We start from the raw sequence: 24,000 nt of genomic DNA on the forward strand, positions 1-24,000 counted from the left end.
CCCGTACGAGCTGGAGAGAGCCGAGACATGCGCGTCGAGATCTGGAGCGACATCGCCTGCCCCTGGTGCTACGTGGGCAAGGCCCGCTTCGACAAGGCGCTGCGGGACTTCCCGCACCGCGACGAGGTCGAGGTCGTGCACCGCTCCTTCGAGCTGGACCCGGGCCGTGCCAAGGACGACATCCAGCCCGTGATCACCATGCTCACCAGGAAGTACGGGATGAGCGCCGCCCAGGCCGAGGCCGGTGAGGACAATCTGGGCGCGCAGGCCGCCGCCGAGGGCCTGGACTACCGCACCCGGGGCCGCGACCACGGCAGCACCTTCGACATGCACCGTCTGCTCCACCTCGCCAAGGAGCACGGCCGTCAGGAGCGGCTGCTCGACGTGCTGTACCGGGCCAACTTCGCCGAGGAGCGCTCGGTCTTCGGCGAGGACGAGCGGCTCGTGGAGCTGGCCGTGGCCGCCGGGCTCGACGAGGACGCCGTCCGTGGTGTGCTCGCCGACCCGGAGGCCTACGCCGCCGAGGTCCGGGCCGACGAGCGGGAGGCCGCCGAGCTCGGCGCGAACGGTGTGCCGTTCTTCGTGCTGGATCGCAAGTACGGCGTCTCCGGCGCCCAGCCCGCCGAGGTCTTCGCCCAGGCCCTGACACAGGCCTTCGGCGAGCGCGCGCCGCTGAAGATCGTCGAGAGCGGATCCACCGACGGCGCGGACGCGTGTGGTCCGGACGGCTGTGCGGTGCCCCAGCACTGAAAACCGCAGGTCGGGGCGCATCCATAAGCGCCTCTTGGCGATATCACGCAGACATCGGCAATGGACGGGGGGTTCCCACGGGACGCAGAGTGGTCCCATGGAGACCTTCGAGAACCTCGTCCGCGCCGAGTTCACCCCGAAGCACACCTACCTCAACACCGCGAGCAACGGGCTCCTGCCCGCCCGTACCGTCACCGCCCTGCACCAGGCGGTGCGGATGCGGGCCGAGGGCACGCCCCTGGGTCCCCTGTACGAGGAGGTGGAGGCCGCCCGCGCGTCCTTCGCCCGGCTGGCCGGGGTGCCGGCGGAGCGTGTCGCGACCGGGGCCTCGGTCGCCGAGTACGGCGGGCTGATCGCGGCGTCGCTGCCCGCCGGTGCCGAAGTCCTCACGGCGGAGGCCGACTTCGCCTCCCTGGTGAACCCGTTCCATGTGCGCGGCGACCTCAAGGTGCGGGCCGTGCCCCTGGAGCGGCTCGCCGAGTCCGTCCGGCCCGGCACCGCGCTCGTCGCGGTCAGCACCGCCCAGTCCGCCGACGGCCGGCTCGCCGACCTTCCGGCCGTGCGCGAGGCGGCCCGGGCGCACGGGGCCCGCACCTACGTCGACGCCTCGCAGTCGGCCGGCTGGCTGCCCATGGACGGTGACGCCGACGACTTCCTCGCCGCCGTCGGCTTCAAATGGCTCATGGGGCCGCACGGGGCCGCGTTCTTCGTCGCACCGCAAGACTTCGGCGGGCTCACCCCGCTGCTCGCCGGCTGGGTCGCCGGCGAGATCCCCTGGGACAGCTGCTACGGCCCCGTCGAGCAACTCGCCGACTCCGCACGGCGGTTCGACATCAGCCCGGCCCTCTTCACCTACGCCGGGCTGCGCGCCTCACTGGCGCTGATCGAGGAACTCGGCGTCGACGCCGTGCACGCCCACGATCTCGCGCTCGCGGACCGCTTCCGGGCCGGGCTGACCGGGCTGGGACACGAGCCGGTGCCCTCGCCGGGCTCGGCGATCGTGTCCGTGCCGGGGCTCGGCCACCGGCAGGGCGAGCTGAGCCGGGCGGGCATCGAGGTGTCCGACCGGGCCGGCAATCTGCGGGCCGCGTTCCACCTCTACAACACCCCGGCGGACGTCGACCGGCTCCTGGACGTCCTGTCCGGCTGAGGACATGACCGGGCCGGACCTCCCGTCCCACACGAGGAGGCCCGGCCCGGTGTTCAAAGGGGCGTCACCGCAGCGGTATCACCGCACCGGCGTGAACTCCCGGGCGCCGATGAACTCGGGACGCCGTACCGGCGCCGCGAACGGCTCGACCGCCGTGTTCTCCACGCTGTTGAACACGATGAACACGTTGCTGCGCGGGAACGGCGTGATGTTGTCGCCGGAACCGTGCATGGCGTTGCAGTCGAACCAGGTCGCCGAACCGGCCTTGCCCGTGAACAACTTGATGCCGTGCTGCGAGGCCATGTGGCTCAGCGCCTCGTCGGAGGGCGTGCCCGCGTCCTGCATCTGCAGCGACTTCTTGTAGTTGTCCTTCGGCGTCTCACCCGAGCACCCGAGGAACGTCTTGTGCGACCCCGGCATGATCATGAGTCCGCCGTTGGTGTCGTAGTTCTCGGTCAGCGCGATCGAGACCGACACCGTGCGCATCCGCGGCAGACCGTCCTCGGCGTGCCACGTCTCGAAGTCCGAGTGCCAGTAGAAGCCACTGGCCCCGAACCCCGGCTTGACGTTGATCCGCGACTGGTGGACGTAGACGTCCGAGCCGAGGATCTGCCGCGCACGGCCGACGACACGCTCGTCGCGCACCAGCCTGGCGAACACCTCGCTGATCTTGTGCACCTCGAAGACCGTGCGGATCTCCTTGGACTGCGGCTCGACGATCGACCGCTCGTCGGCCCGCATGTCCGGGTCGTGCACCAGCCGGTTCAGCTCGTTCCGGTAGACGGCGACCTCGTCCTCGGTGATCAGCTCGTCGATGGCGAGGAAGCCGTCACGCTCGAACGACAACAGGTCGGCCGGCGCCACCGGGCCCGGGGCGTCGGGCGCGCCCCAGACGACCGGATCCTGGCGCGGCGTCAGCACCTCGGCGGCGCCACGACTCGGATAGAGGTCCGGCATACCGGTGGTCGTGTCGTAGGTGGCGGTCATGAAGCCTCACACCTCCTCGGTGAGCAGCGGGTAAACGCCGTTCTCGTCGTGGTCCTCCCGTCCGGTGACAGGCGGGTTGAAGACGCAGAGGCAGCGGAAGTCCTGCTTGATCCGCAGCGTGTGCTTCTCGTGCCCGTCCAGGAGGTACATGGTGCCGGGCGTGATCGTGTACGACTTCCCGGTCTCGTGGTCGGTGAGCTCGGCCTCGCCCTCCACGCAGACAACGGCCTCGATGTGGTTCGCGTACCACATCGATGTCTCCGTACCCGCGTACAGGACCGTCTCATGCAGGGAGAAGCCGACCTTCTCCTTGGCGAGGACGATGCGTTTGCTCTCCCACGTACCGGACGCCGACTTCACGTGCCGGTCGGTACCTTCGATCTCCTTGAACGAACGGACAATCACGGTGCTGCGATGCCTCCTAGGTGGGTGCTGCTTCGGTTGGTGTGTCAGGCGGTCTCTCGGACGGCGCGGGCCAGCGTGCGCAGGCCCTCGTCCAGCTCTTCGGGGGTGATGGTGAGGGCGGGGAGCATCTTGACGACCTCGCTCTCGGGGCCGGACGTCTCGATCAGCAGCCCCAGCTCGAAGGCGCGCTTGGCGACCTTGTTCGCGCGCTCCTTGTCGTGGAACTCCAGGCCCCACACCAGGCCGCGGCCCCGGTACTCCTTCACGTCGGCCAGGTTCTCCTCGGTGATGGAGATCAGCGCCTGCTCGACCTGCTCGCCGCGCTTGCGGGTCTGCTTCTCCATCGCGGAACCGTCGGCCCAGTACGTCTCGAGCGTCGCGGTGGCCGTGACGAACGCGGGGTTGTTGCCGCGGAAGGTGCCGTTGTGCTCGCCGGGCTCCCAGACGTCCAGCTCCGGCTTGAACAGGCACAGCGACATGGGCATGCCGTAGCCGCTGATCGACTTCGAGACGGTGACGATGTCCGGCACGATGCCCGCCTCCTCGAAGGAGAAGAAGGCGCCGGTACGGCCGCAGCCCATCTGGATGTCGTCGACGATGAGCAGCATGTCCTGCCGCTCGCACAGCTCGGACAGGGCACGCAGCCACTCGGGCCGGGCCACGTTGATGCCGCCCTCGCCCTGCACGGTCTCGACGATCACGGCGGCCGGCTTGTTCAGGCCGGAGCCCTGGTCCTCCAGCAGCCGCTCGAACCACAGGAAGTCCTCGACGGTGCCGTCGAAGTAGTTGTCGAACGGCATGGGCGTGCCGTGCACCAGCGGTATACCGGCGCCGGCCCGCTTGAAGGCGTTGCCGGTCACGGCCAGCGAGCCCAGCGACATGCCGTGGAAGGCGTTGGTGAAGGACACGATCGACTCGCGCCCCTTCACCTTGCGCGCCAGCTTCAGCGCGGCCTCCACGGCGTTGGTGCCGGTCGGGCCGGGGAACATGACCTTGTACGGCAGGTCACGCGGCCGCAGCAGCAGGTTCTGGAAGGCCTCCAGGAACGTGCGCTTGGCGGTGGTCGACATGTCGAGCCCGTGCGTGACGCCGTCACGCTCCAGGTAGTCGATCAGGGCGCGTTTCAGGACCGGGTTGTTGTGCCCGTAGTTCAGTGACCCGGCTCCGGCGAAGAAGTCGAGGTACTCATGGCCGTCCTCGTCGTACATACGGCTGCCCACGGCGCGGTCGAAGACGGTGGGCCAGCCGCGGCAGTAGCTGCGCACCTCGGACTCAACGGTCTCGAAGACACTCAGGTCGGGCTGGGTGATGGTCACGACGAATCGCTCCTAGGTACGTGGGGAAACTCTGCGGGAGTGGGGTGGGACGGGAAGTCTCAGTGGGGCAGCGGACCGATGCGGTACAGGACCTCGGGGTCGTGCGGCCCGTCGGGGAACACGGCCGTGTCGAAGAGCACCTCGCGCTCCAGCCGGGCGCCGTGACGCTCGGCGAACGATGTGAACAGGCGCTCCGAGGCGGCGTTGCCCGGAGTGATGGTGGTCTCCACGGTCGTCACCCCGTGCTCGGCCACGGTCCGGGCGACCAGACCGTCGAGCATCGTGGCGGCCAGCCCGCGCCCGCGGTGAGCCTCGTCCACGGCCACCTGCCAGACCAGCAGGGTGTGCGGGCTGTCCGGCCGCACGTACCCGGTGATGAAGCCCATCGGCTCGCCGTGCTCGTCACGCGCCACGGCCGACGTGGCCGCGAAGTCGCGGCACCAGAGCAGATAGCTGTAGGACGAGTTCAGGTCCAGAACCTTGGAGTCCTTCGCCATCCGCCACAGTGCGGCTCCGTCGGCCACGGTGGGTCGGTCGATTTGCGGGTCCGCTTGTACGGCAGTCATACCAATTGAATTTACCCAGAGAAATTCAAAATCGCATCGCCGGACGGGGTTACGTATGAGCCATGACTGTGTTATCGCGCGGGCGCGAGTCTTTAGGTGTGGGGGTGGTAAAATGTCTGGTTTCGTCCCGGAAAAATCGGGCGAAGCGGTCACTGTGTGTAACGCGTCACAGCCATGTAATCCCCACGAGATGCGCCCGAATTTCCTCGCCGAGTGTCCTCAAAATCTCTGGGTTTAGGACCGGGGAAAGCGGGCAGAAGAATACGGGAAGCTGTTCCTTGATGAATTCTTAATTGTGGGCCAGCTTACATGCGGGGCAGAGCGGAAAGTATCTGCAATTCAGGCCCCGGTCACTCCGTCGATGCGTTCTCGCAGGAGATCGGCGTGACCGTTGTGCCGCGCGTACTCCTCGATCATGTGAATCAGCACCCACCGCAGGCTGACCTCCATCCCCGGCACCGGCCCCTCGGCGACCCGCCCGACGTGGTCCAGCGGCAGCCCGCCGCACAGCTCCCGCCCACGCGCGATCTCCCGCCGCCAGATCCCCAGCGCCTCGTCGAGGCCCCGCCCCGGCTGCAGCGCGTAACCGGTCGGGTCCTCGAACAGCGGCGGCGCGTCGAGGCCGGCGGTCACTCTCTGGAACCAGTTCCGCTCCACCTCGGCGAGATGCTGCACCAGCCCCAACAGCGTCAGCGCGGACGGCTCGGCCGCCGGCATCCGCACCTGCGCGTCGTCGAGCCCCGCGCACTTCAGCGCCAGCGTGGCCCGGTGAAAGTCCAGCCAGCTCTCCAGCATGGCCCGCTCGTCACCACTCAGATGAGGCACGGGGCGGCCGTCGGGAAGCGTCGGGGTGAGTTCGGCGGATGTGTCGCTCGTCATACGCCGAGCATGGCACGGGCCACTGACACCGGCCGGTGTCTGCCATCCGGCCCGTCCGGTGACATCGGCCGGTATCGGCCTTCCAGCCCGTCCGGTGGCAACGGGGGCGCCGGCCTTCCGGCCCGTCCGGCGACATTGGGGGGGCGCCGGCCTTCCAGGCCGTCCGGTGACAACGGCCGGTGCCTGCTTCCAGCCCGTCCGGCGCTTGAGGACGAGGCCGTTCAGGCCGAAGCGGGGGTCTGGGGGCGCAGCCCCCGGCGGGGTTGAAGGGGCGGAGCCCCTGGGACAGGGACGGGAAGGGGCGGCGGGGGCGAAAACCGAGAACCTCAGCCCCCACCTCAGCCCCCGATCAAGACCTCAGCCCTCGAACTACCGCCACGCCCCCTCCACGGCCCGCAGCGCCCCCTCCACGTCCACCGTCAGCCCCTGCTCGGAGAGAGCCACCCCCAACGCCGCCAGACTCGCCCGCACAGCCCCCCGCGTCGCATCCGCCCCATAGTGGTTGACCCGGATCATCTCCTTGGCCAGCGCACCCCCACCGGCGGCGACCGGCAGTGCCGGATCCGCCTCCAGCGCCCTCGCCACCAGCTCCGACGCCACCACCCCCGACGGCACCCGGAGCGTCGTCGCGACGGGCGCCGCGTCCCGCGCCTCGTACACATACGGCTCAAGGCCACCACCGAGCGCGACCGCCCCGGCCCGCGTCGCCGCCGCGGCGGAGGCGTGCCGGGCCATCACGGCATCCAGCCCCACCGCCTCGATCCGCTCCACACACGCCTCCAGCCCGAGCATCTCCAGCTGCGCCGGAGCGTGCGGCAGCGCCTTGCGGCCGCCGTCGATCCACCGCTCCTTCCAGTCGAGGAGCGACAGATACGACCGGCGCGGCGCCCTCGGGTTCGCCGCCATCCGGGCCCAGGCCCGCTCGCTCACCGACACCGCCGAGACACCGGCGGGACCGCCCATGGCCTTCTGCGCGCCGATCACGCACAGGTCCACGCCCCACGCGTCGGTCAGCACCGGCTCGGCCCCGATCGACGCCACCGCGTCCAGGTAGAACAGCGCCCCGTGCGCCCGCACGACCTCGCCGATCTCCGCGACCGGGTTGGTGTTGCCGGTCGCCGCCTCCGCGTGCACCAGCGACACGAAGTCGATCTCCGGATGCTCGGCGAAGGCCTGCCGGATCTGCTCGGCCGTGACCGCCGTGTGGAAGGGCACCGCCAGGTCGACCACCGTGGCACCGCAGTCCCGCAGCCAGTCGCCGAAGGTCTGCCCGTAGGGGCCCGTGATGACGTTCAGCGCCGTCGTCCCCGGCCCGGCCGCGGCACGGATCGCGCCCTCCAGCGGCAGCAGCGCCTCGCCCTGCGTGATCACGACGTCCTGCTCGGTGCTCAGCAGCCGCGCCACACGGTCCTCGATCGCGGCGAAGCGGTCCGCGCCGAGCGGGGCCAGGTCCAGAAACGGGTGCGTCACGGTGGGGCTCTCTTCGTTCACGGGGCGGGCGCCGTCTGCCCGGGGCCGACGGCATCGAGGGTAACCGGCGGGTAGGTGCCCCCTCGCAGCCGAGGTCCGCGGCTCATTAGGGTGCGATGCATGAGCGATCGCACGGTGCTGCACGTGAAGGGACGGGTGCTCGTCGGGCCCGAGGACGTCCGCGACGAACTGTGGGTGGTGGACGGCCGCGTCTCCTACGACCGTCCCGCCGGTGCCCGTGACATCCGCACCGTCAAGGGCTGGGCCCTGCCCGGCCTCGTCGACGCGCACTGCCACGTGGGACTCGACCGGCACGGCGCGGTCCCGCAGGACGTCGCCGAGAAGCAGGCCCTGACCGACCGGGAGGCGGGCACGCTGCTGATCCGCGACGCGGGCTCGCCCTCCGACACCCGCTGGATCGACGACCGCGAGGACCTGCCGAAGATCATCCGCGCCGGGCGGCACATCGCGCGCACCCGTCGCTACATCCGCAACTACGCCTGGGAGGTCGAGCCGGAGGATCTCGTCGCCTACGTCGCCCAGGAGGCCCGGCGCGGCGACGGCTGGGTCAAGCTGGTCGGCGACTGGATCGACCGCGACCTCGGCGATCTGTCGGCCTGCTGGCCCCGGGGCGCGGTGGAGGCGGCGATCGCCGAGGCCCACCGCCTGGGCGCCCGCGTCACCGCGCACTGCTTCGCTGAGGACTCCCTGCGGGACCTCGTCGAGGCCGGCATCGACTGCATCGAGCACGCGACGGGCCTGACCGAGGACCTCATCCCGCTGTTCGCCGAACGGGGCGTCGCCATCGTCCCGACCCTGGTCAACATCGCCACCTTCCCGCAGCTCGCCGACGGCGGAGAGTCCCGGTTCCCGCAATGGTCGGCCCATATGCGCCGGCTCCACGAACGCCGCTACGACACCGTCCGGAACGCCTACGACGCCGGCATCCCCGTCTTCGTCGGCACCGACGCCGGCGGCAGCATCGCCCACGGCCTGGCGGCGGCCGAGGTCGCCGAACTGGTCACCGCAGGCATCCCGCCCCTCGACGCCCTGGCGGCCGGAACCTGGACGGCCCGCAGCTGGCTCGGCCGCCCCGGCCTGGACGAGGGCGCCCCGGCCGACCTGGTCGTCTACGACCAGGACCCGCGGGCCGACGTGGGGGTCCTGGCGGCGCCGCGCCGGGTGGTGCTGAACGGGCGCGTGGTCGGGTAGCCGAGCGGGTGACACGAGGGAACGCCTGTGCCGGGGGATTCGAAAACTTCCACGGTATCGCCACGTTGGAGTGAAGAGACGTCAGATCGCTGACGCTGTACGCCGGGTGCGCGATTCTTTCCGGGTCCCGAGCCTGTCACTCCAGGAGTCCCCACCGTGAACAGCACTTCCTTCCGCATGCCCGCACGCCGTCTGGCCACCGTGGCGACGGCCACGGCCCTCGCCGCCGGGCCCGTGGCACTGACCGGCGTGAGCCCGGCGCACGCCACCGGCGACCACGGACGCGCGAGCGCCGTCGTCCTGCGCACCGGCCTCGACGTCTCCCTGCTGAACAAGTCGGTCGAGGCCCCGCTCACCGTCTCCCTCAACGAGGTCCAGGCCCCGCAGAGCGCCGAGAAGGCCGCGCTGACCGCCCGCCTGGACGGGGTGAACGGCGGAAAGCCCTTCAGCGTGCTGCGCGCGGACGTGGCCGAGGCGAGAGCGACCGCGACCGCCACGAAGGCCGAGGGCAGCACCACTCTGGCCCGGGCCCGCGTCCATGTCCCCGGCCTGCCGCTGCTGTCGGTCATCGAGATCGAGCAGGTCACCGCGAAGGCCGTCTGCGAGGCCGGGAGGAAGCCCGTCGCCACGACCGACCTGCCCGGCTCGGTCACCGTGCTCGGCAAGCGCGTCACCCTCACCGCCGGCGGCCCGACGGACGTCAAGGTGCCGGGCGTCGGCGACGTACGCCTGGACCTCCGCAAGACGGAGACGACGTCCCGCACGGCCACCGCCACCGCCCTCCGACTCAAGGTGTCCGTCAACCCGTTGAAGCTGAACGTGGCCGAGGTGAACGGCACGCTCACCCTGGCCGAGGCGACCTGCGAGACACCGAAGTCCGCCCCCGCCGCACAGCCACCGGCCGACCCGTCCACCGCCCCCTCCGCCGAGCCGTCCGACGCCCCCGCAGCGATCGAGCCCCAGGGCGCGCCCGCCGAGGAGAACCTGGCCGACACGGGCGGCAGCTCGACGACCCCGTACATCATGGGCGGCGCGATCGCCCTCCTCGCCGTCGGCGGGGGAGCGGTGGCCCTGGCACGTCGCCGGGGCTGAGTGAACCAGCCGCCTGGGGTGTGACGGTGAACCGTCAGCCGGTCACCGCGCGCTCCAGCGCCCGCAGGAACCCGTCCGTCGTCGTCCGGTCCCGTACCGCCAGCCGGAGCCATTCCTCGTCCAGGCCGGGGAAGGTGTCGCCACGGCGCACGGCGTAGCCGAGGTCCCGCAGGCGGCTGCGGACGGCGGCCGCCTGCGGCAGGCGGATCAGGAGGAAGGGGCCCTCGGCCGGCTCGACCGTCCGCACCCCGGCCTCGGCGAACCGTGCGAGGCCCGCCACCAGGTGGGCGCGGTCCGCGGCGACGCGATGGGCGGCGTGGGCCGCCTCGGCCACGCCCCGGGGGCCCACGCACGCCCGCGCCGCCGCCAGCGCCGGTGTCGACACCGGCCACAGCGGCTGCGCCCGCTCCAGGTCCTCGATGGTCTCGGGCGCCGCCAGCACGTACCCGATGCGCAGCCCGGCCAGCCCCCAGGTCTTGGTCAGGCTGCGCAGCACCACCAGACCGGGGACGTCGACGCGGCCCGCGAGGGCCTCGCGCTCACCCGGCACCGCGTCCATGAACGCCTCGTCCACCACCAGAACCCGCCCGGGACGGGCGAGCCCGGCGATCGTCCCGGCAGGGTGCAGCACCGACGTCGGGTTCGTCGGATTGCCGATCACCACCAGGTCCGCGTCCTCGGGCACGTCCGCCGGGTCCAGCCGGAAGCCGTCCCGCGCGCGCAGCAGCACCCGGCCGACCGTGTGCCCCGCGTCCCGCAGCGCCGCCTCCGGCTCCGTGAACTGCGGATGGACGACGACCGGCCGCTGCACCTTCAGCGCCCGCGCCAGCAGCACGAACGCCTCCGCGGCGCCCGCCGTCAGCAGCACCCGCTCCGAAGGCAGCCCGTGCCGCTCCGCCACCGCCGCCCGTGCGGCCCGACCGTCGGGGTAGGCCGCGAGCCCGCCCAGCGACGCCGCGATGTGCTCCCGCAGCCACACCGGGGGAGTGTCGGCCCGGACGTTCACGGCGAGATCGACGAGCGAGCCGCCGTCGTCCCGGACCTCCGCGTCCCCGTGGTGGCGCAGATCGTGCCCGCTCTCAGTGCGCATGCGAGTCCGCCTCCCGGTGGACGTGCCCGGCCGCGTGACGGCCCGCGACGGCCTCCTCGTACCGCTCCCACACCAGGTCCAGCAGCTCCGGCTCCGGACCGATGACGCCCGCCGAGCACACCTCGATCTCCGGGTGCGCCTCCGCCCAGCCCTCCGTCTGCTGCCGCACCCGGTCCGGCTGGACGCCGGTGAACAGGAAGTACGGCAGGACCACGATCCGCCGGGCCCCGAGCCGTACACACCGGTCGAGCCCGTTCGGCACGTCCGGCGCCGCCAGCGAAGCGAACGCCGTCTCGACCCCCGCGTACCCGCGCCCCTCCCACAGCAGCCGCGCCGCCCTGTGCACCTCGGCGTTGGCGTCCGGGTCCGTGGACCCGGGCCCCACCAGCAGCACCGTCACATCGGCCCGGTCACCCGGCCTGCGTGCCCCGGCACCGCCCAGCGCCTCGTCCAGCCGCCGTTCCAGCACGTCCAGCAGCGCCGGATGCGGGCCGAGCGGGGGCCCGTACGAGTACGAGATCCCCGGGTGCCGCTCCTTCTCACGGGCCAGGGCCGCCCGGATGCCGCCCTGGGCGGTCCCGGCGGGCACCAGCACCAGCGGAACGGCGGTGAAGTGCCGTACGCCCCGCTCCACCAGCTCGGCGACGGCGTCGCCCAGCGGCGGCCGCGACGGCTCGGCGAAGCCGCCCGCGACGGGCAGTTCGGGGCGCCGGGCCCCCAGCTGGCGTACGAACGCGCGGAACGCCTCGGATCCGGTGTCGTCGCGGGTGCCTTGGCCGGCGATGAGCAGGGCGGGAGGGGTGGTCACAGGTGCTCCTCGGCGGAAGTGGGGTGGTACGGCGGGACGTTGAGCGCGGCACGGTACGCGATGCCCGCCGCGGCCGTCTCGATGTCGCGAGAGGTGTCCGGTCGGGCATCGGCCCCGAGCCCGTCCACCGCGAGCCCTCCGTGCCCCGGCCGCCGTACGACGGCGCAGGTCGCCCGCGCCGGGCTCGCGGCCGACTTCCGCTTGGGGACGAGGAGTTCACCCCCGCCGGCGAGCGCGGCGGCCTCGGCCACCGACGGGGTACCGGCGGCGGCGAGCGGCACGTCGGACGGGTTCGGCACCTCGACTTCCGCCAACTCCGCGGCGGAGTACGTCACCAGGGGCACCCCGAGCCGCCGCGCGGCCTCGACCACGCCCGGCTCCCCGGCCTTGCCGTCGACCGTGGCCAGCTCGGCGACGCATGCCACGGACAGCCCGGCCTCCCGCAGGGTGTCCTCGACCAGCCCGAGCACCTCCTCGGCACAGACACCCCGCGACGTCCCGATCCCGACGCCGACCAGCCTGCCGCTCATGACGTCCGGCACCTCTCCACGAACCGGAGGACGGCACCGGGCTCTGACGCCCAGTGGGTGTGCAGATAGCTCGCGTGCACACCGCGCCGTACGAAGCCCTCGACCCGCCGCTCCGGGGTCCGGAACCCCCAGGCGGGATCGGGACCCGAGCCGGGCTCCACGGTGGTGCGATGGAATTCGTGACCCCGCATCCGGGTCCCCGCGGCCGCGAGCACACTGTCGCCGACCGCCACGGCGTCCCGGTAGCCCAGGGTGAGCCGCCGCGTCATCCGGGCCGTGGCGTCCAGCACCCCGCACATCGGCTGCCCGTCCAGCTCCCGGCACAGATACAGCAGCCCCGCGCACTCGGCGGCGACCGGGGCGCCGCTCTCGGCCAGGCCGGCGACGGCCTTGCGCAGGGCTTCGTTGGCCGACAGCTCGGAGACGTACACCTCCGGGAACCCGCCCCCGATCACCAGCCCGCTCGTTCCCTCGGGCAGGTCCTCGTCCCGCAGGGGATCGAAGGGCACGACCTCGGCACCGGCTGCGGTGAGCAGCTCGGTGTGCTCGGCGTAGGAGAAGGTGAACGCCTCACCGCCGGCCACGGCGACGCGCGGCCGGGCGCTCTGCTGCGACCGCGTCGGACGGCGGTCGGGCGTGGAGACCGCCTCGGCCGCGTCCCACGCCGCGCCGGACAACGCGCCCGCGCTCCGGGCCAGCCGCATCAACGCGTCCAGATCGCACCCCTCGGCGACCTGCGCGGCCATGGCCTCGACCGCGCCGACCGCCTCCTCGCGCCGCTCGGCGACCGGCACCAGCCCCAGATGCCGCGACGGCGTGTCGACCTGCGGCGCCCGCCGCAGCACCCCGAGCACCGGCACCCCGACCTGTTCCATGGCCTCCCGCAGCAGCCACTCGTGCCGGTCCGTCGCAACCTTGTTCAGGATCACGCCCCCGACCCGCACCTCCGGATCCCAGGTGGTGAACCCGTGCACCAGCGCCGCCACCGACCGGGACTGCGACGACGCGTCGACGACCAGCACCACCGGCGCCCGCAGCAGCTTGGCGACATGAGCCGTCGACGCCAGCTCGCCCTCACCGGCCGCCCCGTCGAAGAGCCCCATCACGCCCTCGACGACGGCGATGTCACACCCTCGCGCCCCGTGCAGGAACAACGGCCCGACCAGGTCCGGCCCGCACAGATAGGCGTCGAGGTTCCGTCCCAGGCGCCCGCTCGCGAGCGCGTGATACCCGGGGTCGATGTAGTCCGGCCCGACCTTGTGCGGGGACACGGCGAGTCCCCGCGCGGCGAACGCGGCCATCAGCCCCGTGGCAACGGTGGTCTTGCCGCTGCCGGAAGCAGGCGCGGCGACGACCAGTCGTGGGACGGAGGAGGACATCACCACTCGATGCCCCTCTGCCCCTTCTGACCGGCGTCCATGGGGTGCTTCACCTTGGACATGTCGGTCACGAGGTCCGCGAAGTCGACGAGCTTCTCGGGCGCGTTCCGCCCGGTGATCACGACATGCTGGGTCCCGGGCCGGCTGCGCAGCACCTCCACGACCTCGTCGGTGTCGATCCAGCCCCAGTGCAGCGGATAGGCGAACTCGTCCAGCACATACAGCTTGTACGTCTCGGCAGCCAGGTCCCGCTTGACCTGCTCCCAGCCCTCCCGGGCCTTCTCCTCGTTGTCCATCTGCCCGTCGCGCTGCACCCACGACCAGCCCTCGCCCATCTTGTGCCAGTCGACGGACCCGCCCTCACCGGACGCCCCGAGCACCCGCAGCGCGTTCTCCTCGCCGACCTTCCACTTCGCCGACTTGACGAACTGGAACACCCCGATCGGCCAGCCCTGGTTCCAGGCCCGCAGCGCGAGCCCGAAGGCGGCGGTGGACTTGCCCTTGCCGATGCCCGTGTGCACGAAGACGAGCGGCCGGTTGCGGCGCTGTCGGGTCGTCAGACCGTCGTCCGGTACGACACTCGGCTGTCCCTGCGGCATTACGCGGCCCTCCTCGAAGTACCCTGCACATCCTTGACCAGCCCGGCGATGGAGTCCGCCCGCAGCTCGTCCAGCGTCACGGCGGTGCCGCCCAGCTCACCCGCGAGCTGCCCGGCGAGCCCCAGCCGCACCGGACCCGTCTCGCAGTCCACGACGACGGACGCGACGCCCTCGGCCGCGAACAGCCGCGCCGCACGCCCGGCCAGGGCGACCGGCTCCGGGCCCCCGGTGGCCCGTCCGTCCGTCACCACCACGACCAGCGGCCGCCGCGCGGGATCGCGCAGCCGCTCCACCCGCAGCACGTCGTGCGCGCGCAGCAGCCCGGCCGACAGCGGCGTACGGCCGCCGGTCGGCAGCGACTCCAGCCGGGTCGCCGCCGCGTCCACGGACGAGGTCGGCGGCAGCGCGACGTCCGCGCCCGACCCCCGGAAGGTCACCAGACCCACCTTGTCCCGCCGCTGGTAGGCGTCCAGCAGCAGCGACAGCACGGCACCCTTCACGGCGCTCATCCGCTGCCGCGCCGCCATCGACCCGGAGGCGTCCACCACGAACAGCACGAGGTTGCCCTCGCGTCCCTCGCGGGTGGCCTGCCGCAGGTCGTCCCGGCGCACCACGAGTCCCGGCCCGGACCGCCCGCGCGCCCGCTGGTGCGGGGCCGCGGCCTGCACGGTCGCCGCCAGGTGCAGCTTGGTGAGGGAGCCCTTCGGCCGCCGGGCGCCCGTGGTCCGGCCGTGTTCGGTGCGGGCCCTCGAACGCCGCCCGGCGGCACCCTCGCCGAGTCCGGGCACGCTCAGCACCTTGGTCCGGAAGGGTTCGGACGGGCGTGCGGCCGACTGTTCGCCGGCTCCCGAGGGCTGCGGCTGCGGCTGCCCTTCCTGCTCGCCCTCCGGCCGGGCCTCCTGGTCCCCGCCCCGGGGGCCCTCGTCGGGGGCCGGCTGTCCACCGCCTCCGTCGGGCCCGTCCGGCCCCGAGCCGGGGTCCGGATCCGGGTCGGGGTCCGGGTCGTCGTCCCCGGAGAACTCCTCCAGGGTCTCGTCCAGCTTGTCCTCGTCAAGTCCCGGCGCGTCGAAGGGGTTGCGGCGCCGGCGGTGCGGCAGCGCGAGCAGCGCGGCCTGCCGTACGTCCTCGGCGAGCACGTCCGTACGCCCCGCCCAGGCCGCCAGCGCGGTCGCGGTCCGGGCCATCACGATGTCGGCGCGCATGCCGTCCACCTCGAAGGCCGCGCAGGTCGCCGCGATCTGCCGCAGCGCGTCGTCGCCCAGCCGCACCGACGGCAGCAGCTTCTTCGCGGCCACGATCCGGGCCCGTACGTCGGCCTCCTCCTCGGCCCAGCGGGCGGCGAACCCGGCCGGGTCGTCGTCGTAGGCCAGCCGACGCCGTACGACCTCGACGCGCTGATCGGGCTCCCGCGAGGCCGCGACCTCGACGGTCAGCCCGAACCGGTCGAGCAACTGCGGCCGCAGCTCGCCCTCTTCGGGGTTCATGGTGCCGACCAGCAGGAAGCGGGCGGCGTGCCGCACGGAGACGCCCTCGCGTTCCACGTACGAGGCGCCCATCGCGGCCGCGTCCAGCAGCAGGTCGACCAGGTGGTCGTGGAGGAGGTTGACCTCGTCGACGTAGAGGATGCCGCGGTGCGCGTCGGCGAGCAGGCCGGGCTCGAAGGCCTTCACGCCCTCGGACAGGGCCCGTTCGATGTCCAGCGCGCCCACCAGCCGGTCCTCGGAGGCGCCGACGGGCAGCTCGACCATGCGGGCCGGGCGGGAGGCGAAGCCCCCCGGCTCGTGCGGCCCGTCCGGGCAGCCGGGGTCGGGCGAGCCGGGGTCGCAGGAGAAGCGGCACTCGGAGACGACGTCCACCTCCGGCATGAGCGCCGACAGCGCCCGCACGGCCGTCGACTTGGCCGTGCCCTTCTCGCCGCGCACCAGCACACCGCCGACCGCCGGTGACACGGCGTTCAGCAGCAGCGCGAGCCGCAGATCGTCCTGGCCGACCACGGCCGTGAACGGAAAGGGGGTGGTCACTTTTCGTCGTCCTCCAAGTCGCCTTCGAGTTGCGGATGGATGTCGCGTCGCGGGTGGATCGGGCAGCTGGTCCAGCGTCTCAGGTGGCCCGGGGCCGCCCCGCGGGCGGTCGGCCTCACCGCCACGGCCCTCATGCGGGCGCTCCCGGCGGGACGAAGGGCAGCCCCGGCGGCGCGCCGGACTCGATGAGCCGCCACAGCGCGTCCGTGTCCGCGTGCTGTTCGATCAGATCGCCGAGCCGGTCGAGCTGCTCCTCGCGCAGCGCGGCGAACGAGGTGTCCGGCGCCGGTACGAAGCGGCGGCCCGCTGCGGCCGCGACCTCGCGCAGGAAGGCACGCCGGAATCCGTCCGACTCCAGCGAGCCGTGCCAGTGCGTGCCCCAGGTCTGGCCGACCCGGCAGCCGTCCAAGAAGGGGTCGCCGCCGGTGACTTCGGCGACCCCGTGGTGGATCTCGTAGCCCTCGACCGGCTCCCCGAGGGCCTCGCCCACCGGCCGGGTGAGGGTCTTCTCGCGCGCGAACCGCACCCGTACGGGCAGGACCCCGAGCCCGTCGACATGACCGAGGCGGCTCTCGACGTCGTCCTCGATGTGCTCGCCGAGGATCTGGAAGCCGCCGCAGATGCCGAGGACCGGCCGCTGCTCGGCGGCCCTGCGCCGCAGCGCGTCGGCCAGCCCGCGCTCCCTGAGCCACTCCAGGGCACGCACGGTGCCCCGGGTCCCGGGCACGATGACGAGGTCGGCGTCGGCCAGCTCCTCGGGCCGGTCCACGAACCGCACGACGACACCGGGTTCGGCGGCCAGCGCGTCGACATCGGTGAAGTTGGACATGAGCGGCACCGCGCAGACGGCGACGCGCAGCACGTCCTCACCGACGGGCGGCGCGACGACGGACTCCCGGACCGTCCCCCGCAGGGAGACGCGCAGCCCGTCCTCCTCGTCGATCCCGAGTCCGTGCCGGAAGGGCAGAACGCCGTAGGTGTGCCGCCCGGTGAGGCCGTGGAGCATCTCGAGCCCCGGCTCCAGCAGGGAGACGTCCCCGCGGAACTTGTTGACGAGGAACCCCGCGACACAGTCCTGGTCCTCGCGCGAGAGCAGGGCGACGGTCCCGAAGAACGAGGCGAAGACCCCGCCCCGGTCGATGTCGCCGACCACGAGCACGGGAAGCCCGGCGCCCCGGGCGATCCCCATGTTGACGATGTCCGTCCGCCGCAGATTGATCTCGGCGGGCGAACCGGCCCCCTCACAGATCACCGCGTCATACGTGCCCCGCAACTGCTCCAGGCAGTCCAGCACCGTCCCGAGCAGCCTCTGCTGCCGCCCTCCGTGATACCCGCGCGCACTGAGCTCGCCGACCGGCTTGCCCAGCAGCACGACCTGGCTGCTCTGCTCCCCGCCGGGCTTGAGCAGCACCGGATTCATCAGCGCGGTCGGCTCCACCCGGCAGGCCTGCGCCTGCATGGCCTGCGCCCGCCCGATCTCGGCGCCCTCCCGCGTCACGAACGAATTCAGGGACATGTTCTGCGCCTTGAAGGGCGCGACCTTGACGCCCTGGCGCACCAGCCACCGGCAGATCCCGGCGGTCACGACGCTCTTGCCGGCGTCGGAGGTGGTACCGGCGACGAGAAGCCCACCGCCCGTCATGACGTACGCCCCTTCACGATGTGGCGCGCGGCGACACAGACGCCGAGCGCGAGCCAGCCGACACGCCTGGACAGCCGTACGGCCCGATCGATGTCCCGGGTTTCGACGCCGCGCCCCGCGTCGTTCAGCACGGGCCGGTGCTCCACACGCCCGCCGTAGGACAGGGTGCCGCCGAGCCGCACCCCGAGCGCCCCCGCGAACGAGGCCTCCACGGGACCGGCGTTGGGACTCGGATGCTTGGCGGCGTCGGCACGCCAGGCCGCCACGGCTCCCCGCGGATCGCCCCCGGCCACGGTCGCGAGTACGGCGGTCAGCCGGGCCCCCGGCCAGCCCGCGACGTCGTCCAGCCGCGCGGAGGCCCACCCGTAGCGCCGGTACCGGGCCGACTTGTGCCCGACCATGGCGTCGAGGGTGTTGACGGCCCGGAACCCGAGAAGCCCCGGCACTCCGCCGACGGCCCCCCACACGAGCGCTCCCACGACGGCGTCGGAGGTGTTCTCGGCAACGGATTCGACGACGGCCCGGGCGATTCCGTCGGCGTCGAGTGCCTGTGGATCCCGTCCGCACAGATGCGGCAGCCGCGCGCGGGCCGCTTCTACGTCCCCGGCCTCCAGGGCGCGCCCGATGGCCTGCGCCTCCCGGGCCAGCGAAGTCCCCCCGACGACGGCCCAGGTGGCGACACCGGTCAGTCCGATCGACGCGGGGGCGGAAGTCCGCACGGCACGCGCGGCGACGGCCCCCAGCGCGACGGCGCCGCCCGCGCACACCACGGTGTGCAGCGCGCCCCACCCCCGGTGGTCCCGCCACAACACCCTCTCCACCGCGCCCGCGGCCCGCCCGAACGCGGCGACCGGATGCCCCCGGCGAGGATCGCCGAGCAGCAGATCACCGATCAGACCGGCGGCGGCACCGTACGCGTGGACGCGACCGGCACCCATGGGCTCAGCCGGCCGAGGAGGCGGACAACGGCGGGGTACTGACCCTGGATCGGCAGCCGAACATGGCGATATGTCCTCACTCAGGGTGTCCACGCCCTGGTTCGACGAGACCGGCGGTGAGAGTTCCTGGCTCCCGGTGAGTGCTACCCCGGTGACAGTGGCGGGACCGCGCCGGACTTCCACCGGCTTCCTCTCCTGCCGCCGCATTGGCCCCGGCAGTCCACCACGGCCGCGAACAGCCGTCAACTTGCCGTTGACCTGCGAGGGGAGAGTGTGGACAAGCCCACACCGCCTGCCTGGCGGGGGGTGCCGACGGCTGTCCCGTGAACGGCGACCGGGCGGCCCGGGACCAAAGCCCCGTGCCGCCCGGCAACAGACGATCGTGCTCAGGCCACGATCAGATAGATCCCGTACCCGACAGCCGCCGCACACGCCGCGAAGCACGCGTACGCGCCCGTCACCGCGAGTCCCGCGGACCCGCCCGCCGCCACCGCACGCTCGCGGCGCGACAGGCCGGTGATGCCGAGGGTGAACAGGCCGACGAGGGTCACGGTGGCCACGAGGCTGACGCCGAAGACGGAGCCGAGGGTCGCCCAGTCGATCTTCATCTCAGAGATTCTTCCTTGTCACCGGTGGGCGGGATCAGACCGTGGTGGTCGTGGTGGAGGGCTTCCGGTCGGCGGAGGCCTGGGCCGGGATCGTGGCGGCCAGTTCCTCGGACGGGCCCGCCGGAGGCGGCGTCACCGCGGCGATCGCGGTGGTCACGACACCGGCCGGCTCCTCGTCGACCTCGTTGACGTTGGTGTGGTCGACGACCTCACGGCGCGACAGCTTCCAGATCACCGCGCTGGAGACGACCAGGAAGATCGCCACGACCGCCGTGCCCCAGTTCCCGAACCCGGTCACGTACTCGGCGAGCGCGCCCACCAGGGCCGCCGCCGGCAGCGTCAGACCCCAGGCGACGAACATCCGCGTCGCCGTCGACCAGCGGACCACGCCGCCCTTGCGGCCGAGCCCCGCGCCCATCACCGCGCCGGACACGGAGTGGGTGGTGGAGAGGGAGAAGCCGAGGTGCGAGGAGGCCAGGATGACCGTCGCCGCGCTGGTCTGGGCGGCGAAGCCCTGCTGCGGCTGGAGGTCGGTCAGGCCCTTGCCCATGGTGCGGATGATGCGCCAGCCGCCGAGGTAGGTGCCGAGCGCGATGGCGATGCCCGCCGAGAGGATGACCCACATGGGCGGGTCGGAGTCGGGGGCGACGGCGCCGCCGGCGACCAGGGCGAGGGTGATGACACCCATCGTCTTCTGGGCGTCGTTGGTGCCGTGGGCGAGCGAGACCAGGCCCGCGGAGGCGATCTGGCCGGCGCGGTAGCCCTTCTTGGAGGCCTCGCCGTCGGCCTTCTTGCCGAGGGAGTACGTCAGCCGGCTGGCGAGCAGCGCGGCGATGCCCGCGACCAGCGGAGCGGCGACCGCCGGGATCAGCACCTTGGTGACCAGGACGTCGCCGTGCACCGCGCCGACGCCCGCCGAGGCGATCGTGGCACCGATCAGGCCGCCCATCAGGGCGTGCGACGAACTGGACGGCAGACCGACGAGCCAGGTCAGCAGGTTCCAGAGGATCGCTCCGACCAAGGCGGCGAAGATGACCTCGGGGCGGATTCCGGCCTCGTCGACGAGGCCTTTGGAGATCGTGTTCGCGACTTCGACGGACAGGAAGGCACCGACCAGATTGAGGACCGCGGACATGGCCACCGCGATCTTCGGTCTCATGGCGCCCGTGGAAATGGTCGTGGCCATCGCGTTCGCGGTGTCGTGGAAACCGTTCGTGAAATCGAACGCGAGTGCGGTTACCACCACAATCGCGAGGATCAGCGAGAAGCTTTCCATTTACCCAGGCAATCGTTCGGCGTCGTTGGCGGGACGAACGTAGGTAACCCGAGTGAACGGAAGATGAACTGGGAGGGGCGCAGGGGTGTCCGCAACAGGGGGCCGTCATTCCGCCCTGGTTCAGCGGCCCTTGTGCCCCAACGATCAACTGCCCCGCGCCAACTGTTTCAGTCGATCGAGTGACCCGTCGAAGAGATTCTGGTCACCCGGAAGAGTGCCGTCGCCGTTGTCGTACTGCCAGAAGGTCCAGGATGCCCAGCCGGCCGGCAGCCGTCCCGGGCTCGCCGCGTCGTAGCGGGCGACCCACAGGTGGTGGTTCGCTGCGAAGGCACGACTGTTGCCCGTGCAGGTGTTCCACCAGTGGGTGGTCGTGTAGATCACCGGGCGGCGGCCCGCGAGCCGCTTGACCTCGTCGCTGAACGACTTGATCCAGCCGGTCATCCCGGCCTTGCTCAGGCCGTAGCACTTGTGCCTCTTGTCGTACGGGTTGTACTCGATGTCGAGCGCCGGCGGCAGTGTCCAGCCGTCCGCGCTCCAGTCGCCGCCGTTGCGCACGAAGTGGGCCGCCTGGGCCCGGCCGGACGACCTGTTCGGCAGGGCGAAGTGGTAGGCGCCGCGGACGAGGCCCGCCGCGCGAACGGCCGCGGCGACGGATCGACAGGTGGTCACGGGCCATGCGATTCCCCCCGGAATGGCAACGTGCACGGCAAATCCCCCAGAGAGTACTGGAGGACCGTTGAATATCCGATGATCTCCGGCCAGCAGTGATCCGCGACTGATTTGCGCAGGTATGCGCCCTTACGGATGCTCGGTTTCCGGCCTAAAGTGCCCCCGCCCGGCGGCGCGTTGAAGGGCCGCCTGGCAGGATCGCCGCATGGCTGAGCAGCGAGGCGACGAGCGGGACACGGGGGACATCGGAGGCGGCGGACAGGATGCGGGGGAGTCACGGCGGAGCGGTGTGCGAGCGGAGGAGGCGCGCGCCTGGGAGGACCTCGTCGCGACGGCCCGCCGGACGGTCGCCGAGGGGCTCGTCGTCGGAACGTCCGGCAACGTCTCGGTGCGCGTCGGGGACACCGTGCTGGTCACGCCGTCGGGCGTGCCCTACGACCGGCTGGCGCCGGACGACGTGACCGGGGTCGACCTCGACGGCCGGCAGGTCCTCGGCACGCTCGTCCCGACCAGCGAGCTGCCCATGCACCTCGCCGTCTACCGCACGACCGGCGTCCGCGCCGTCGTCCACACCCACGCCGTGCACGCGACGGCCGTCTCGACCCTCGTGAGCGAGCTCCCGCTGATCCACTACATGGCCGCGGCACTCGGCGGACCCGTCCGGGTTGCCCCGTATGCGACGTACGGCAGCGACGAGTTGGCCGAGAACATGCTCCACGCCCTCGCCGACCGCTCCGGCTGCCTCCTCCGCAACCACGGCACGATCACCCACGGCGCGACCCTGGACCAGGCCTACGACCGCACCGCCCAGCTCGAATGGATGTGCCGCCTCTGGCTGACCGCCACCTCGGTCCCGGGCCTGTCCCCGAGCCTGCTGTCCACGGACCAGCTGGCCGAGGTGCAAGACCGGCTAAGGGGCTACGGCCAGCGCGGCTGACCTCCCTCCGGGACCTCACCGCACCGGCACGGAGGGCCTCTCCCGTCCGACGGCTCCTTCGACTGCGCCCCTCCCCGCCCGCACCCAGGGCGCCGCTGCCCGCGCGGTCGCCGCGCTGTGGGTCACCGGCGTTCCGTCCTGCTCGCGCGGCCACGGCTGCGCTGGCCGTTGGTATCCCGCCCGCTCGTGCGGCCGCTCGCCCTGCGGGTGCGATCACCGCTCCGCCGGCCACCGGCGCCCCGCCCTGAGGGCGCTGCCCCCGTTCCGCCGACCGCCCGGGCCCGCCCGGCGCGCACAACCGCCCTGCCGGCCACCCGCGCCCGTCACCCCACCGACCCCGCCCACTGGTCCCTCGCCCCGTCCCCCGGGACACTGGAGCCGTGCGCACTGTCAACGCGGCGGCCGTTGCCGTCACCGCTGTGATCGGAGCCGGTGTGGCCGCTGTGGCCGCCGGGCGGTTCGCCAGCGACGCCGCGCTCAAGGCGCCTCCCGGCAGGCCGCTGCCCACCGAACCCCGGCTCACCGTGCACGGCACCGCCGCCGGGCAGATCAGCCTCACCCGGGACCTGGCCGCCCTGCGGCCCGGCCGTTACGGCCTCTCCGGTGACGGCTCCCACGCGGTGGTCGGCCCGGTGCTGGGCACCGCCGACACCGCCGACACCGTCGTACGCCGGCTGGAGAGCGTCACGCACGGCACCCTGAAGTCCGGGGACAAGGCCTGGCTCACCCCGAACGTGTACGTCGGCAACCCGGGCGACGCCCTCGGCCTCGAACACACCGACGTCGACATCCCCGGCGAACTCGGCTCCCTGCCCGCGTGGTTCGTGCCCGGCGCCCGGGACACCTGGGTGATCGCCGTGCACGGCCTGGGCACCACGCGGGAACTGGCCATGAACGTCATGGAGTTCCTGCACCGCAACCGCTTCCCCGTGCTCGCCCTCGCCTACCGCGGCGACCTGGGCGCGCCCCGCCGCCCCGACGGGCTGAACCACCTCGGCGAGACCGAGTGGCGCGACCTCGACGCGGCGATCCGCTACGCCGTGGGCCACGGCGCCCGGCAGGTCGTCCTGCACGGCTGGTCCACCGGCGCCACCATGGCCCTGCGCGCCGCCGCCCGCTCGGGACTGCGCGACCGCGTCTCGGGGCTGGTCCTGGACTCCCCGGTGCTCAGCTGGCAGACCACCCTGCGCGCCCTCGCCGCGGCCCGCCGCACCCCGGGCCCGCTGCTGCCCCTCGCGGTCCGCGCCGCCCAGGGCCGCACCGGCCTGCACGACGACGGCGTCGCGGGCCCGGCCTCCTTCGACGGGCTCCACGTCCCGGCGCTCGTCGTCCACGGACCGGACGACACCGTGGCTCCCTGGCGGTTCTCCCGTCACCTCGCCGACGCGCGCCCCGACATGGTCGCTCTGTACACCGTCGGCAACGCGCCCCACTCGGCGATGTGGAACGCCGACCCGCAAGGGTACGAGGAGGCGCTGCGCCGCTTCCTGACGCCGCTCATGTGACCCGTCCACCGCCCCCGCGCCCCGTCGCGACCCCTGTCCCGCCCCGCTCCCCGCCGACCGGTCGCGATGATTCCGTTTAGCGTCGTACCACTGGCTTGTTCCCGGCCTCGGCCGCTCCCGGGAACCCGTGCGTTGGCCATCCCCGTAGCCCGCCGTGACATTCCGTTTGGG

General features: G+C 72.5%; 22 protein-coding genes, 1 pseudogene and 1 riboswitch. Of the genes and pseudogenes, 6 read left to right on the top strand and 17 right to left on the bottom strand.

All coding sequences use genetic code 11. The annotated features are described in order from the left end of the window. Positions 1-27: 27 nt before the first annotated feature. On the top strand, positions 28-750 hold the full coding sequence (locus KJK29_RS29875) for a DsbA family oxidoreductase (protein ID WP_215122283.1): 723 nt from the start codon (positions 28-30) through the stop codon (positions 748-750). Positions 751-847: 97 nt separating this feature from the next. Further along, positions 848-1,900 carry an aminotransferase class V-fold PLP-dependent enzyme gene (locus KJK29_RS29880; RefSeq protein WP_215122284.1) on the top strand — a complete coding sequence of 351 codons (1,053 nt, stop codon included), beginning with the start codon at positions 848-850 and terminating at the stop codon, positions 1,898-1,900. Between the two features lie 78 nt (positions 1,901-1,978). Here the strand turns inward: KJK29_RS29880 and thpD are convergent, their stop codons facing one another. From thpD to KJK29_RS29910, 6 genes are all read right to left on the bottom strand, one after another. After that, complete coding sequence (thpD, locus tag KJK29_RS29885; RefSeq protein WP_215122285.1) at positions 1,979-2,887, bottom strand: ectoine hydroxylase; 909 nt, start codon at positions 2,885-2,887, stop codon at positions 1,979-1,981. Positions 2,888-2,893: 6 nt separating this feature from the next. Next, complete coding sequence (locus tag KJK29_RS29890) at positions 2,894-3,292, bottom strand: ectoine synthase (protein WP_184599670.1); 399 nt, start codon at positions 3,290-3,292, stop codon at positions 2,894-2,896. A 44-nt stretch (positions 3,293-3,336) separates the two neighbouring features. Beyond that, positions 3,337-4,608, bottom strand: a complete 1,272-nt coding sequence (gene ectB / locus KJK29_RS29895; RefSeq protein WP_215122286.1) for a diaminobutyrate--2-oxoglutarate transaminase — start codon at positions 4,606-4,608, stop codon at positions 3,337-3,339. A 59-nt stretch (positions 4,609-4,667) separates the two neighbouring features. Further along, positions 4,668-5,174 carry a diaminobutyrate acetyltransferase gene (gene ectA, locus KJK29_RS29900; RefSeq protein ID WP_215122287.1) on the bottom strand — a complete coding sequence of 169 codons (507 nt, stop codon included), beginning with the start codon at positions 5,172-5,174 and terminating at the stop codon, positions 4,668-4,670. Between the two features lie 339 nt (positions 5,175-5,513). Then, a complete protein-coding gene (locus KJK29_RS29905) occupies positions 5,514-6,053 on the bottom strand; it encodes a DinB family protein (RefSeq protein ID WP_215122288.1) in 540 nt (179 codons plus the stop codon). A 369-nt stretch (positions 6,054-6,422) separates the two neighbouring features. Further along, a complete protein-coding gene (locus KJK29_RS29910; protein WP_215122289.1) occupies positions 6,423-7,523 on the bottom strand; it encodes a pyridoxal-phosphate-dependent aminotransferase family protein in 1,101 nt (366 codons plus the stop codon). A 120-nt stretch (positions 7,524-7,643) separates the two neighbouring features. Here KJK29_RS29910 and KJK29_RS29915 point away from each other — a divergent pair, with 120 nt between their 5' ends. Both KJK29_RS29915 and KJK29_RS29920 read left to right on the top strand, forming a co-directional pair. Next, positions 7,644-8,735: an amidohydrolase family protein gene (locus KJK29_RS29915; RefSeq protein WP_215122290.1), complete on the top strand. Its 1,092-nt coding sequence runs from the start codon at positions 7,644-7,646 to the stop codon at positions 8,733-8,735. Between the two features lie 156 nt (positions 8,736-8,891). Beyond that, positions 8,892-9,827, top strand: coding sequence for an SCO1860 family LAETG-anchored protein (locus KJK29_RS29920; protein ID WP_215122291.1), 936 nt, complete (start codon positions 8,892-8,894; stop codon positions 9,825-9,827). A gap of 34 nt (positions 9,828-9,861) precedes the next feature. Here the strand turns inward: KJK29_RS29920 and cobC are convergent, their stop codons facing one another. The 11 genes and pseudogenes from cobC to KJK29_RS29975 form a co-directional block, all read right to left on the bottom strand. Continuing rightward, positions 9,862-10,917 (bottom strand): Rv2231c family pyridoxal phosphate-dependent protein CobC, encoded by a 1,056-nt coding sequence (gene cobC / locus KJK29_RS29925; RefSeq protein WP_215122292.1) that lies wholly within the window; start codon positions 10,915-10,917, stop codon positions 9,862-9,864. Continuing rightward, positions 10,907-11,725 carry a sirohydrochlorin chelatase gene (locus tag KJK29_RS29930; protein ID WP_215122293.1) on the bottom strand — a complete coding sequence of 273 codons (819 nt, stop codon included), beginning with the start codon at positions 11,723-11,725 and terminating at the stop codon, positions 10,907-10,909. The genes cobC and KJK29_RS29930 overlap by 11 nt, the downstream gene beginning before the upstream one ends. A gap of 101 nt (positions 11,726-11,826) precedes the next feature. Next, positions 11,827-12,234 (bottom strand): annotated as a pseudogene (locus KJK29_RS29935) (cobalamin biosynthesis protein); the annotation flags it as partial. 17 nt (positions 12,235-12,251) lie between these two features. Beyond that, a complete protein-coding gene (locus tag KJK29_RS29940) occupies positions 12,252-13,634 on the bottom strand; it encodes a cobyrinate a,c-diamide synthase (RefSeq protein WP_215122295.1) in 1,383 nt (460 codons plus the stop codon). Beyond that, positions 13,634-14,233, bottom strand: coding sequence for a cob(I)yrinic acid a,c-diamide adenosyltransferase (cobO, locus tag KJK29_RS29945; protein WP_215122296.1), 600 nt, complete (start codon positions 14,231-14,233; stop codon positions 13,634-13,636). Before cobO ends, KJK29_RS29940 begins: the two co-directional genes overlap by 1 nt. Further along, positions 14,233-16,254, bottom strand: a complete 2,022-nt coding sequence (locus tag KJK29_RS29950) for a putative cobaltochelatase (protein ID WP_215122297.1) — start codon at positions 16,252-16,254, stop codon at positions 14,233-14,235. The genes cobO and KJK29_RS29950 overlap by 1 nt, the downstream gene beginning before the upstream one ends. A gap of 130 nt (positions 16,255-16,384) precedes the next feature. After that, a complete protein-coding gene (locus KJK29_RS29955) occupies positions 16,385-17,896 on the bottom strand; it encodes a cobyric acid synthase (protein ID WP_215122298.1) in 1,512 nt (503 codons plus the stop codon). Continuing rightward, on the bottom strand, positions 17,893-18,834 hold the full coding sequence (locus KJK29_RS29960; RefSeq protein ID WP_215122299.1) for a cobalamin biosynthesis protein: 942 nt from the start codon (positions 18,832-18,834) through the stop codon (positions 17,893-17,895). The genes KJK29_RS29955 and KJK29_RS29960 overlap by 4 nt, the downstream gene beginning before the upstream one ends. Before the next feature lie 101 nt (positions 18,835-18,935). Then, positions 18,936-19,074: riboswitch (cobalamin riboswitch) on the bottom strand. Between the two features lie 146 nt (positions 19,075-19,220). After that, complete coding sequence (locus KJK29_RS29965) at positions 19,221-19,442, bottom strand: hypothetical protein (protein ID WP_184599685.1); 222 nt, start codon at positions 19,440-19,442, stop codon at positions 19,221-19,223. Between the two features lie 34 nt (positions 19,443-19,476). Continuing rightward, a complete protein-coding gene (locus KJK29_RS29970) occupies positions 19,477-20,718 on the bottom strand; it encodes an inorganic phosphate transporter (protein WP_215122300.1) in 1,242 nt (413 codons plus the stop codon). A 144-nt stretch (positions 20,719-20,862) separates the two neighbouring features. Continuing rightward, a complete protein-coding gene (locus KJK29_RS29975; RefSeq protein WP_370869213.1) occupies positions 20,863-21,411 on the bottom strand; it encodes a GH25 family lysozyme in 549 nt (182 codons plus the stop codon). A 181-nt stretch (positions 21,412-21,592) separates the two neighbouring features. On the opposite strand from KJK29_RS29975, the gene KJK29_RS29980 reads away from it, so the two are divergent. Both KJK29_RS29980 and KJK29_RS29985 read left to right on the top strand, forming a co-directional pair. Continuing rightward, a complete protein-coding gene (locus KJK29_RS29980) occupies positions 21,593-22,324 on the top strand; it encodes a class II aldolase/adducin family protein (protein WP_215122301.1) in 732 nt (243 codons plus the stop codon). Positions 22,325-22,704: 380 nt separating this feature from the next. After that, positions 22,705-23,829 (top strand): alpha/beta hydrolase, encoded by a 1,125-nt coding sequence (locus KJK29_RS29985; RefSeq protein ID WP_215122302.1) that lies wholly within the window; start codon positions 22,705-22,707, stop codon positions 23,827-23,829. Positions 23,830-24,000 lie beyond the last annotated feature (171 nt).

The organism is Streptomyces koelreuteriae, assembly GCF_018604545.1.
Lineage (GTDB): Bacteria > Actinomycetota > Actinomycetes > Streptomycetales > Streptomycetaceae > Streptomyces > Streptomyces koelreuteriae.